General features: G+C 45.0%; 10 protein-coding genes. 5 read left to right on the top strand and 5 right to left on the bottom strand.

All coding sequences use genetic code 11. From position 1 onward, the window contains the following. Window positions 1-146 precede the first annotated feature (146 nt). From RIC07_RS02710 to fabI, 3 genes are all read right to left on the bottom strand, one after another. Entirely contained in the window at window positions 147-746 is a 600-nt protein-coding gene (locus RIC07_RS02710; RefSeq protein ID WP_446393168.1) for a type II toxin-antitoxin system PemK/MazF family toxin, read from the bottom strand. Between the two features lies 1 nt (window position 747). Continuing rightward, entirely contained in the window at window positions 748-1,227 is a 480-nt protein-coding gene (locus tag RIC07_RS02705; RefSeq protein WP_446393212.1) for a type II toxin-antitoxin system antitoxin SocA domain-containing protein, read from the bottom strand. A 126-nt stretch (window positions 1,228-1,353) separates the two neighbouring features. After that, a complete protein-coding gene (fabI, locus tag RIC07_RS02700; RefSeq protein ID WP_446351965.1) occupies window positions 1,354-2,130 on the bottom strand; it encodes an enoyl-ACP reductase FabI in 777 nt (258 codons plus the stop codon). A gap of 288 nt (window positions 2,131-2,418) precedes the next feature. Between fabI and ntcA the strand changes: the two genes are divergently transcribed. Continuing rightward, on the top strand, window positions 2,419-3,090 hold the full coding sequence (gene ntcA / locus RIC07_RS02695; RefSeq protein WP_044210879.1) for a global nitrogen regulator NtcA: 672 nt from the start codon (window positions 2,419-2,421) through the stop codon (window positions 3,088-3,090). A 154-nt stretch (window positions 3,091-3,244) separates the two neighbouring features. Here ntcA and RIC07_RS02690 read toward each other — a convergent pair whose 3' ends face one another. Next, on the bottom strand, window positions 3,245-4,252 hold the full coding sequence (locus RIC07_RS02690) for a WD40 repeat domain-containing protein (RefSeq protein ID WP_446393167.1): 1,008 nt from the start codon (window positions 4,250-4,252) through the stop codon (window positions 3,245-3,247). A gap of 11 nt (window positions 4,253-4,263) precedes the next feature. Beyond that, the gene (locus RIC07_RS02685) at window positions 4,264-6,387 is read right to left on the bottom strand and encodes an NAD(P)/FAD-dependent oxidoreductase (RefSeq protein ID WP_446393166.1); all 2,124 of its coding nucleotides are present in this window, start codon (window positions 6,385-6,387) and stop codon (window positions 4,264-4,266) included. 156 nt (window positions 6,388-6,543) lie between these two features. On the opposite strand from RIC07_RS02685, the gene RIC07_RS02680 reads away from it, so the two are divergent. From RIC07_RS02680 to RIC07_RS02665, 4 genes are all read left to right on the top strand, one after another. Next, window positions 6,544-6,810, top strand: a complete 267-nt coding sequence (locus RIC07_RS02680; protein WP_446393165.1) for a hypothetical protein — start codon at window positions 6,544-6,546, stop codon at window positions 6,808-6,810. A 269-nt stretch (window positions 6,811-7,079) separates the two neighbouring features. Beyond that, window positions 7,080-8,087 carry an Acg family FMN-binding oxidoreductase gene (locus tag RIC07_RS02675; protein ID WP_446393164.1) on the top strand — a complete coding sequence of 336 codons (1,008 nt, stop codon included), beginning with the start codon at window positions 7,080-7,082 and terminating at the stop codon, window positions 8,085-8,087. Between the two features lie 223 nt (window positions 8,088-8,310). After that, window positions 8,311-10,287, top strand: a complete 1,977-nt coding sequence (locus tag RIC07_RS02670) for a glycoside hydrolase family 9 protein (protein WP_446393163.1) — start codon at window positions 8,311-8,313, stop codon at window positions 10,285-10,287. A 220-nt stretch (window positions 10,288-10,507) separates the two neighbouring features. Continuing rightward, window positions 10,508-12,241 carry a glycoside hydrolase family 9 protein gene (locus RIC07_RS02665; protein WP_446393162.1) on the top strand — a complete coding sequence of 578 codons (1,734 nt, stop codon included), beginning with the start codon at window positions 10,508-10,510 and terminating at the stop codon, window positions 12,239-12,241. The last annotated feature ends 50 nt before the right edge of the window (window positions 12,242-12,291 follow it).

Here is a 12,291-nt window from a genome sequence, read left to right as displayed (position 1 = left end):
TTCTTGCTTTTGAGTAAATTTCTAATGCAAAAAGCCTGCAATCCAATGTATAGTGGTGATTACAGGCTTCTATTTGGCGATGCCATTTAATTTGTCAAGATGTCATAGAATGTGTCAATCGACAATTTAAGAATACTGTTGTTTTATCAAAAACCTAGAAATTCATCGATGAGATTGTTTCGCTCATCTTCAGATAACTGATAAAATACCTTTTTAGTCAACTCTGGAGAGGCATTTTTGGAAAACCAGTCCCCATCAGGATTATCTTGTATTACCAAAAAATATTGTAATCGTTTCTCTATCGCCTCTTTGTCTGATTTATCTAACTGTCCTATGCGCTTCAACCAATGATGGTTAGAATCTTTAAAACAGTTACCATCAACAGTGTATATTTGATGTATTAAAGCATAATATTCAGTATCAAGCTCATTCCTTTGAGTTGGATTAATCGGGTAAACCGTTGGTAAACCCTTGTATATCTCTCGTGAACTCAATGGGATAATTGCAAATGTCTGCATGTCATCCGAGTTATTTCTAAATTGCTCACTTGTCCAAACAAGGTGAGGATGACTGCCTCTCAAAATTCGACTAGCATTAAGCTTTTCTGTACAATATTCATGATTACACTCGATCTGACTGGGTTCTTTTAAATCATAAATATGAACATGACCCTGCTTACAGCGCAAAGAAACACGAGAAGGATTAATCAGATAGATCCATCCTTGCCGAGGTTTTTGTCCAGCCATTTTACAAACCTAACTCACTCACCAATTTTTCTCGTTCGGCGTTTAAATTGAGCTTAACTGTTTCTTCCGCTTGATGAATTTGCCTCATTTCCAGCATTGGAGCCGTATTCTGTACATAATCTAATAACTGTTCAAATTTTGCGGCATCAGCCCACTCTCTTCTAATGTTATCAAGCATTAGTTTTAGACCCAAAGGTAAATTCATATCAGTTATGATATCTGCTTCTATACCTGGTCTAATAAAAGTGATCCTGCCTTCAGCTTCCTGGGCAATCTCTTTGCCGTCCATTTGACTGAGAGCGGCGTCTATATCTTCATGCCAGGGACTATGGTGGTAGTAACACCAGTTTAATTCAGTAAGCTGCTTTCCTGTCCATTTAACCGTATAAAGATCAGCCAAATATAAAAAATTAATAAGCTGTGTTTTCGTGATATGCCCTTTTGTCTTATAGACAAAATATTTAATGAGTTGCTCCAACATCATTCCTTTTAATGCTGATGGCTAGATCGTCGGTCAAGTATTATGAGAAACCGGGTTTCTCGTGAAGATGACAGAAATATCAAGCTTTCACCCAAAGAAACCCAGTTTCTTGACCGAGGCATCCAATTACATCCCCATGATTTCATATCCAGCATCGACATATAAAACCTGACCCGTGATCCCACTGGCGAGATCACTCGATAAGAAGGTGGCGGTATTGCCAACTTCTAGCTGGGTAACGGTTCGCCGTAGGGGTGCTACCTGTTCCACATGATGAATCATATCCAAGATGCCGCCCACCGCTGAAGACGCTAGGGTGCGGATTGGACCTGCGGAAATCGCATTGACCCGAATATTACTCGGTCCCAATTCGGCGGCGAGGTAACGGACGCTCATCTCCAATCCTGACTTGGCAATCCCCATGACATTATAATTGGGGATCACCTTCACGCCGCCAAGATAGGTCATGGTGACAATACTTCCTCCCTCCTTCATTAAGGGTTTAGCAGCGGCGGCTAATCGCGTGAGAGAATAGGTACTAATTTCTAAGGCTGTGGTAAACCCTTGTCGCGAGGTTTGGCTAAATTCTCCCGATAAGTCCTCTTTGTTGGCAAAGGCAAGGCAATGGATGAGGATGTCCAGTTTGCCCCACTGCTTCTCAATCGCCTCAAAGGTGGCGTCGATTTGAGCATCATCCTGGACGTTACAGGGTAAGAAGACACTGGGTTGTAGGGGTTCTACCAAGTCTCTGACTTTCTTCTCGAAGCGTCCCTTCTCATCGGGCAAATAGGTGACTCCCAACTCAGCACCCGCTTGGTGCAACTGTTGGGCAATGCCCCAGGCGATTGATCGATTGTTGGCAATCCCAGTCACTAGGGCATTCTTTCCAGTCAAATTCAGCATAGGTATCTTAATTCTTCAAGACAATAAAACAATTCGTTAAAGAATAACCGTGTTTGGGCGATGTTCGTTGTATGATAACGCCAAACCGTTAGCTGTCAACTCAATTCGTCAGGTGTCCGTTGACATCTCACCTCATTATGTAACAATTGGTACAAAAAACCTATTGGGACTCAGATTAAGTATTCTTGAATACAATATAGAGATCGTTCATTGAGCCGATTTTGGAGTCTCAAGCTTCATCGGCGATCACTTAGAAGTCAGTAAGGCTTTGGCGCAAGGGTAATAGGTATGGTCGTAATGCAAGATAGACCGTTAGCAGCTGTGTTCCGTCAAATCGGCGGAAGCTCATTTCCTCCCGTTGTTGAAACATTTGAGCGGGGCAAAACTATTTTTTTCCCAGGAGATCCCGCCGAACGGGTCTACTTTCTAATGAAAGGCGCTGTGAAGCTTTCCCGGGTATATGAGGCGGGGGAAGAAATTACAGTTGCTTTGTTGCGGGAAAATAGTGTCTTTGGGGTATTGTCATTGATTACCGGTCACCGCTCTGATCGGTTTTACCATGCGGTAGCATTTACCCCGGTTGAACTGCTTTCAGCTCCGATTGACCAGGTAGAGCAAGCGCTCAAGGACAACCCAGAGCTATCCATGTTGATGCTCCAGGGACTGTCCTCGCGGATTTTACAGACGGAAATGATGATCGAGACATTAGCTCACCGGGATATGGGATCTCGCTTGGTCAGTTTTTTATTGATTCTCTGCCGTGACTTCGGTGTCCCTGGCAAGGATGGGATTACCATTGACTTGAAGCTGTCCCATCAAGCGATCGCGGAAGCGATTGGCTCCACACGAGTAACCGTCACTCGTCTACTGGGGGATCTGCGAACCGATCAAATGATTTCTATTCAAAAGAAAAAAATCACGGTTCACAACCCTGTAGTGCTGAGTCAGCAGTTCACGTAGGCGTTGTAGACAATTTACGTATTGTTCAGGTTCATCAATTTTGAATGCGAGAGGCTTCACCTTGATTCATTTGATGAACTTTAAGCTGCATTGCGTTGATAATAGAGGAGGATTCCATGTTCTCTTCGCTTATTCTTAGATGGAAATGTCCGGTTTAGGGACGCCGCCAGACTTTAATTTTGGACTCTTGATTCTCTGAACTCTCGGTTATTCCAGCTAAGAGTTTGCCATCTGAACTAACCACCAAATCACTCATTTTTTCATGCTCTAATGTAGCTTCTCGCTCTGCTGTTTCTAGATTCCACACCTTAATCCCTTCATCGGTACTGCCAATAATGCGATCGCGACTGAGAACAAACGTTTCAGTTTGCAAGTCCCACACTTTAATCGCCTTATCCTTCCCACCACTGATTAAGGTTTTACCGTCAGCACTGATGACAATAGCCAAAGCAGTTGGATGTCCCGTAAAGGTACGAAAGACAGAGAAATTGCAGTAGGAAGACTCCGTTGAATTGTCAGAACAAGACTTTAGCACTACAGGTTGTGTGTCACGTTTCAGGTATGGAAAAAACTCATCCAGATGCCAGATAATATTGCCAATAACTACCACAAACAAGACGCCTCTCAATAACAAAGAGCGACGGATTTTACGACTAGAGTTTGGCGGCTCAAGGGGTTCTCCCTGAATGATCTGGGTTAACTCGCGGTGACTGCGATTTGCCTCATACCAAAACGAGCACCAGAAGGTAAATAATACAACAATTGGTAGTCCTAAAAACAGCAAGCCTTGCACTATAACCACATCTCCCGAAAAAATGCTCCACAGAAATAGTGGGATAGTGGCGCTGTACCAGGTTAAGTACCAAAACACTAAGAACCCAATGACCAAGGGATGTAACCTCATCGTGATGCGAATCACCGTTCCCTGAGATCCCGATTCAAATCGCCCTCGGATTGTGGGTAAAAACGAGTTGCGGTGATGAATAATTCGCCGCACCTCAAACCCATCACTGGAAATTCTTCCGGCATAAGGTGCATGGTTACGAGAAAAAGTCCAGCGAAATGTTTTGGGCGCTTCAATGTGAGCATTGAGCTTATTAATAACATCCGGCAATGGCTCGTTGCTTTTTAGGGTCAAGCTACTGTAGGGCAAGAGTTGCATGGGTTAAACCCTCAAGAATCAAAGGCTTTATTTTGACCCCCATGGGTCACTAATTCATCCTGATTTGATGCTTCACGCTGTACCCGCTCCGGACATCCCATACCCGTTGTCATGGCATAACGTTGGGCTAGCAGTCGCAACCATAGGGCGGGATAATGCTTTTCAATCCAGGGTTGTAAGCGGCGAATCAGATTCGGGAACCACCCTTTAAGGAATCCACTCACTATAGCATTTCCAGTAAACGTGAAGTAGCTCCCCAGCCAACGCAAGAAATCCTTTGTCCCTGCCATGTCCCAAATCCAAAAAATCAGGGCAGGATTACGTCTAGCTGCTTTTAATGCCAGTCGGTTGAAGGTTAACCAATCAAAACGGTCTTTAATAAAGGTATCAGCAACCTCTGGCGGTTCATCAGCTAAAAGCCCAAAGAAGGTATTGAGCATGGCATTCACTCGTTGGGGAGGCAAATGACGCCCGGTGGGTACCATCATGCCTTTGGAAAAGAGCCAGGTGACAGAAATATTGCTTTGGTGAGCGCGAATTTGGTTTAAATCTTTGGCAGTTAGGAGATTATGGCGTAGGGCGGTATCGAGTAAGTCGGTTAACCGATACAGGTTACGCACAAGGGAACCAAATCCCGTAAACACCAGAGGCGATTGTAGGGAAGCTGCATCCCCAATGGCAACCAGCCGATCAAACGCCACCGTGCGATCGCGACTGCTTATGCTAAAGTGTCCAGGAATATAGCCAAATGTGGGTTTCTTCCACACCAATTTTTCCACGTCGCAGCGGCGGTACTCCGGCAGAATTGTAAAAAAGTCTTCATACATTTCTAATAAAGAGCCAGGGTTCTCAGGATGCACCTGATGGTAATGGAACAGATAGATCGTCAGTTCCTCCCCCGCCCCCGGAAACAGTTCCCAAATCAACTGCCGTCCCCGGGAAATGTCGCCGTGGCTATTGAGAACGTCTCCATAGTTAGAATCCCACACCCCTGCCTCAAACCCACTGGCAATCACCGCACCGACGGTGGGGCAAACGCTATCAAACGCCCTGCCCCCATTCAGTTGCCAAGCGATGGGGGAAGCGGTGCCCATGGCATCGACTAAAAGTCGTCCTCTGGTTTGTCGGGGGGTTTGGCTGGGCAAATGCTGTAGACTGACGACAACTTCCTCTGGCGTGATCTCTGCCCGGATAAACTCCGTCTCATCCCAGATGTCGCCGCCGGCTTTTTGTAACTTTTCTCCACATAAATGTAACAATTTCTCTGAATCAATTGCCACATTCAGTACAGTTGGTGTATGTAATACAGGTGCTTTTAGATGAGGAGGATTGTTGCCATCAAAGAATTTGTTGAAGCCATCAATATACTCTCTGGCGATCATGGCTTCAAACTCATCGGGCGTAAATAACCCCAAATCGATGAGACTCTGAAACTCAGCCCGGGAAATATTCCATTCTCGGTTCATGCGCCCAAAGGGTAATCGTTCTACCAGTAGAACTCGATACCCCCGTTGTGCCATCACAGCGGCATGAATGACTCCTAGGGCACCACCGATGTAAATCAGGTCATAGGTGGAATTGGAGTAGCTGTGTCCTCGAAGCTGTGTTGGTTCCTCAGTTGTCTTAAATACAACCTGTTTAGGCTGCTGTGGATTCCGCACCCCTTCGCGCCATCGTTTTTCCCACCAATAGACGCGGTTGAGATCATATTCCCCTTTGGGCATTTTTTGGAAGAAATGAACCGTTTGGGGATAATAGGGCGCTAGCGCCTCAAAGATCGACTGTTGCGATAAATCGACCTCTGGGGGTTCAGGATAGCGATAGGGAAACTGACGGCGTAAGTCCCCTGTCAGCTTCTGGAGTAATTGCCGTTCTCCCGCGATCGCGCGATCGCACCAGCGAAAGGCTTTCAAGTAGGTGGTTCGCTGCACCGACCAAACAAAAATGGAGATTTCCGGAATCGGGACGCAAATCGGTGTAGATGAATTGGCTGAAGGCGCATGTTCAATTTGTACTAGGATACCATCCAGGGTTAGAGTTTTCTTCCCCAGCTCAAAGTGCCAGTCCTGCTGCAACCAGGTGCGAACAGCGTCGGTATCGGGGTTCGGTATTTCTACGTAGAGAAGTTCTTTCATTGGAGTGATCTGATTCGCTGAGGAATTAGGCAAGATAACGGAGGTGAGTTGAAGCAAAATACGCTACACTTCCGGATACTGATTGGTTTAATATTAGTAAAAAAAGTTTACACTCTTCTCATTTTCGGTAAATTAGGGTGCTTTTGTTAACTCGCCATGAATTATCCCATCCCAGTTAGTCCCCAAGAAATGGCGGCTCTCCGTCAAAAACCAGTGAACGAAGAATTAGTGGCTGCGGCAATTGCCGGTGTCATTCAGATTGCCCGTTCTCAAGGACAGTCCTTAGACGAGCTTACCGCCGAAGTGCTAGCGGAAGATAGTGTCTTAGATCAGGCACAACGACGCTGGCTTAGTGATATTGTCGCCCAAGCCTGGAACATTCTGCCATCCATAGAGGCGGTGGGGAGTATCCCGGTTTCTTGAGGATATCAAGCGGTGTTAATCATCGCTTGACCCCAGGTTGCGATCGCGTCATTATTGTAATTCTAGTGTTGACGGCTGGCTGGTGGCTGATGACTGGTGGCTGTTGACAGTTGGTTAGTGGGTATTTGCCACCAATTTTGTCAAGGTTCGTAGTCAGGGATGCGAGCCTAGAGTTTGTTGGGTTTCCTACGTCAACCCAACCGACAACATGACAATACTACAATAACGACACTCACCACTTTACGTTCATTGTACCGACTACTTTGACCATGATTTCTCAGCCACAAGCCAGAGAACTGATTCGCCTCGCCACCTTAGCACCATCGGGACATAATACTCAACCCTGGAAATTTTCTCTTGATGCCACTATTATCCGTATCTACCCGGACTATTCTCGTCGTTTACCCATAGTAGATCCCGATAACCATGCACTGTTTATCAGTCTAGGTTGTGCCTTAGAAAATCTGTTAATTGCAGCACAGCATAGCGGTTTCAACGGCGAGGTTGAGTACTTTCCTGATGGAGAAGCCCAAGATTGTTTGCTGGTTCATTTACACCCGAATTCCCATCCGGCGGATACAGCCCTGTTCCACGCTATTCCTAAACGTCAATCCACTCGTTGCGCTTATGATAGTCGAGCAATCCCAGTGACAGATTTACAAGAATTGGAAAAGGCAAATACTCAAGACGGGATTCAGTTGAGGCTATTTACGGAAGCTGACGATATTGAACAGATTACTGACTTTGTTAAACAAGGGAATCGCCACCAGTTTAATAATCCGGCGTTTGTTAATGAACTCCTTTCCTGGATTCGCTTCAATCAGCGTGAAATAACCTCACATCAGGATGGCTTAATCGCAGCGGCTTTAGGTTTTCCGTCTGTATCGATACCTCGCTGGTTGGGTCAAACCTTGATGAAAGTATTAGCCACTCCAGAAGGTGAAGCGAAGCGGTGCGAGAAATTGATTCAGAGTTCCTCAGCACTGATGTTATTTATTGCCCAGAAGCATGATAAAAAGCATTGGGTTAACCTGGGACGCAGTTTTCAACGAGTGGCTCTCACCGCAAGTTCGTTAACTATTAAACACGCGCATATTAATATGCCCTGCGAAGTGTTAGAGGTGCGACGGCAATTCCAGAACTATCTGGGATTAGAGGCAGCACAACCCCTGTTACTGCTACGGATTGGTTATGCTCAAGCCATGCCCACTTCACCGCGCCGCCCCCTGGAGGAGGTGCTGATAGATGAGAGTTATAGCACTACGCACACACGTTAGGATAAAAGAAGAAAAATTTAAATCGCTCAATCCCTTGATTAGTCAGTGTTTTTCTTCACTATTGCCCATTGCCTATTGCCCATTGCCTAAAGAGATTTTTCTTTGTCAAATAAAATATATCTTAATTAAAGATTTCATAAAAAATTAGCAATTGAGTGAATTCTCGGATGGCTTCAGGAACTGAGTAAGCTAGGATGAGATTAATCTGGATAACCCCAACGTTATGTTTAAAGCCCGTACTCTGATTAAATTCCTGATCATTTTTTTACTGACGGTCTTTATTTTAACCTTTAACTGCCTTCACTATTGGATGTTCGGTGTCTTCAATATTTTTGGTCGAGACTCTCTAGCAGGAAATCAGTACAATTACGGAGAAGTCTTACAAAAAGCGGTCTATTTTTATGATGTGCAGCGATCTGGAAAACTGCCTGCCAATAATCGGGTGGAATGGCGGGGGGATTCCGCATTAACTGATGGTGCAGATAATGGGATTGACTTAACCGGAGGCTGGTATGATGCCGGGGATCATCTAAAATTTGGCTTTCCCATGGCAGCTTCAACTACGCTTTTGGCTTGGGGTGTCATTGAATACGAAGACGCTTACAAACAAAGTGGTCAATATAACGCCATGCTGGATAATTTGCGCTGGGTTAATGACTATTTTATTAAAGCCCATCCTGCGCCAACAGTGTTGTGGGGTCAGGTGGGTAAAGGAAGTTTAGATCATGGGTGGTGGGGGGCGGCGGAGGTGATGCCCATGGAGCGTCCTTCCTATAAAATTGATGCCACTTGTCCGGGTTCAGATTTAGCTGGAGAAACGGCTGCGGCAATGGCAGCTTCAGCTATGGTTTTTCAAGAAACCGATGTGAATTATGCCCAAACTTTGCTCAAACATGCCCAAGAACTCTATGACTTTGCTGAGGACTATCCGGGCAACTATTCGGATTGTATTACTGAGGCGGCAGAGTATTATAAATCCAGTGGTTATACTGATGAATTGGTTTGGAGTGCAGCATGGCTTTATCGAGCAACCCAAGCACCAGAGTATTTACAAAAAGCTGAAGCCTATTATGAGCAGTTAAGGGATCAACCGAATGCGACTCTCGCTTATAATTGGACGCATACCTGGGATGATAAATCTTATGGCAGTTATGTCTTATTAGCCGAATTAACCGGGAAAAATAAGTATCAAGAAGACGCCGAACGCTGGTTAGACTATTGGTGCGATCGCTGTCAGTGGCAACATGTCTCCTATACCCCAGGTGGACTGGCTTGGCTGGATGAATGGGGTTCGTTAAGATATGCGGCAAAAACGGCATTTTTAGCCTTTATTTATGGGGACTCCGTAGACTCGATTTGGAAACGGCGAAAATATCATGCCTTTGCCGAACGGCAGATTAATTATATGTTAGGATCGAATCCAGATCAGCGGAGTTATGTGGTCGGATTTGGCAAGAACCCACCCAGACAACCCCATCATCGAACAGCCCATGGTTCTTGGGCAAATAGTAAAGAAATTCCGGCAGAAACGCGACATATTTTGTATGGCGCTTTAGTGGGGGGACCGGATCAGCAGGATAATTATATCGATGAACGGTCTAATTTTCAAATGACTGAAGTGGCTACTGATTATAATGCCGGATTTACGGGTGCTGTGGCGAAACTATATCAGAAATATGGGGGTAATTCCTTAGCCAATTTTCCGGAACCAGAACAACGAAGTGATGAATTTTTTGTCGAGGCGCAAGGGACTCAACTGAGTGATAATTTGATCGAGGTTCAAGCCACCATTTATAACCAATCCGCGTGGCCCGCTCGAATTATTCCGAATTTATCCTTTCGTTATTTTATTGATAGTAGTGAGGTGATTGAAGCTGGAGGAAACCCAAGTGATATTACAGTCAATGCCAGTCCTGAATCAGGAATAACGGTATCTGGACTCAATCCTTGGCAAAATTCGCCAACGATTTATTATATTCAGGTGGATGTAGATGGAACACAACTCTATCCTGGAGGAGAAGCTTATTATAAAAAAGATGTCCAATTTCAGGTGAATACGCCGACAGGTATCTGGACTATGAATAATGATTGGTCGTACCAAGAGATGCTAGAACAAGCCGGGAAGGGTAAGCGCACTCATATTCCGGTTTATAATAGTGGACAATTAATTTGGGGAGTTGAACCGCCACAAGAGGGGTGAAATAGTTTTGATGCTTCACGACTTTCGAGGATATAGTGCGTGAGTATGTAGGGACGGGTTTAGGGACTTTCGTGCAGCTATTGATAATAATATTTGTACAAAATCCGCCCTGACTTGACTTGGTTCGCCCTCTCCTCAAACCTTTAGGTGATTAATTTTTCAGGAATTAAAGGTGCGTCTACAGATTAAAATCTGTAAATGAATAGGATGGAATAATCTCATGAAAATCGATAGACGTTTCTTCCTCGGTTGGGCAATATCGATGGTGTATGGATTCTGGGCTAAAGGACAAGCGCAAACAATAAACCCAGATAACCCAAGTAAAGTTTTGATTAATCAAGTCGGATATTCACCAACCCATCCTAAGTTAGCCTTTTTACTCAATTACAATTCTTCTACCACCAATCCCGTCCAATTAATTAACGTCCGAAATAACCGCCCCGTATTCGAGACTGAGTTGTCAGCACCGATGCAAGATGCAGCCAGTAAAGATAGTATCCAACGGATTGATTTTACCCCATTTAACCGCCCCGGGCGCTATTATCTTAAAATTGGAGAGATTCAGTCTTATCCCTTTGAGATTGGTCAAGCTATTTATCAAGATGCTTTCAACAAAATGCTGCGTTCCTACTATTTACAACGCTGCGGGGTAGCCATACGAGATTCTATTAATGGAATTGGTCATTCTCCTTGCCATTTAAATGATGGTACCTTTGCCCATACCGATGACATGCATCGGGCGGGTGAAATGAAACGCGCCCAAGGGGGTTGGCATGATGCGGGCGATTTTGGTAAATATGTGGGACCAACGGCGGTAACTGTGGGTCGTTTATTAAGTTTATATGAGCAATATCCATCATTATTTTCTGACCGCCAATTAATGATTCCTGAAAGTGGTAATGGCAGACCCGATTTGCTGGATGAAATGAAAGTAGGATTGGATTGGATGCTGACCATGCAACGGCGCGATGGTGCCGTTTATCGCAAGCTTTCCGGGAAAGAATGGCCCCCCATGATTCTACCAAATGAGGATATCCAACCTCGTTATATTTATGGAATTTCCACACCAGAAACAGCGAAATTTGCCGCAGCATTGGCAATGGCAGCGCGAGTGTATTCAGCCTATGATGTATTATTGGCGAAGAATTATTTAAAAGCGGCGCAAAAAGCTTGGGAATTCTTGCAAAATGAACCCTCAATGCGTGTGGATTGGGTTGAGGGGGACGATAGTGGTTCGGGGAAATATCTAGCTGGGGAGTGGGATACGGAAGCGTCGTTAAAGACAGATAAGGATGACCGTTTTTGGGCGGCGGCGGAGTTGTTGATTACGACAGGGGAGACAAGTTTTGCGGAGTATTTAGACCAAGAGCTTCCTGATTTGTCTTATACTCTATTTGAATGGAAAGATCCCTCAGCATTAGGAATGGCAGATTATCTGTTGCAACCGCGTCAGCAAGGTTCAGAAAATCTGAAGGCGCAAATGAAGCAGAAGTTATTAGAACGGGCAGATCGTTTACTGGATACGGTGAATCGCAGTGGCTATCGCTTGGCAATTGATAAGTTTATTTGGGCGTCGAATAAGATGGTAGCGGAGGAAGGAATTACCCTATTTTATGCCTATAAACTAACCGGAAATCAAGCCTATTTTCAGGCGGCGGTGGATCAGTTAGATTATTTGTTAGGACGCAATCATTTTAATCTATCCTTTGTTACGGCTGTGGGATCAAATTCAGTCCGCAATGTGCATCACCGAGTTGCTGTCGCGAAAAAAACGGTAATTCCCGGATTAATGGTAGGGGGGGCGAATACAGAAGCCCAGGATGGAATTGCCCCGAAAGGATTGGGTCCGCTAAGTTATGTGGATGATGAGCAATCTTATGCCACGAACGAATATGCTATTGATTATAATGCCCCTGCGATCGCACTGATAGGGATGGTGATGGCGGAAGGTTAACTTGTACGAGAAAAGCTTGGCGGTTAGAAACCGCAGCTACACAAACAAAA

Origin of the sequence: Coleofasciculus sp. E1-EBD-02, assembly GCF_040218245.1 — a bacterium.
GTDB lineage: Bacteria > Cyanobacteriota > Cyanobacteriia > Cyanobacteriales > Coleofasciculaceae > Coleofasciculus.
This window is presented reverse-complemented; position numbering and strand designations above follow the sequence as displayed.

Excerpts from the sequence above, each read along its gene's own strand:
- RIC07_RS02710 (WP_446393168.1), bottom strand. The coding sequence starts at position 746 with ATGGCTGGACAAAAACCTCGGCAAGGATGGATCTATCTGATTAATCCT.
- RIC07_RS02705 (WP_446393212.1), bottom strand. The coding sequence starts at position 1,227 with ATGTTGGAGCAACTCATTAAATATTTTGTCTATAAGACAAAAGGGCAT.
- fabI (WP_446351965.1), bottom strand. The coding sequence starts at position 2,130 with ATGCTGAATTTGACTGGAAAGAATGCCCTAGTGACTGGGATTGCCAAC.
- ntcA (WP_044210879.1), top strand. The coding sequence starts at position 2,419 with ATGGTCGTAATGCAAGATAGACCGTTAGCAGCTGTGTTCCGTCAAATC.
- RIC07_RS02690 (WP_446393167.1), bottom strand. The coding sequence starts at position 4,252 with ATGCAACTCTTGCCCTACAGTAGCTTGACCCTAAAAAGCAACGAGCCA.
- RIC07_RS02685 (WP_446393166.1), bottom strand. The coding sequence starts at position 6,387 with ATGAAAGAACTTCTCTACGTAGAAATACCGAACCCCGATACCGACGCT.
- RIC07_RS02680 (WP_446393165.1), top strand. The coding sequence starts at position 6,544 with ATGAATTATCCCATCCCAGTTAGTCCCCAAGAAATGGCGGCTCTCCGT.
- RIC07_RS02675 (WP_446393164.1), top strand. The coding sequence starts at position 7,080 with ATGATTTCTCAGCCACAAGCCAGAGAACTGATTCGCCTCGCCACCTTA.
- RIC07_RS02670 (WP_446393163.1), top strand. The coding sequence starts at position 8,311 with ATGTTTAAAGCCCGTACTCTGATTAAATTCCTGATCATTTTTTTACTG.
- RIC07_RS02665 (WP_446393162.1), top strand. The coding sequence starts at position 10,508 with ATGAAAATCGATAGACGTTTCTTCCTCGGTTGGGCAATATCGATGGTG.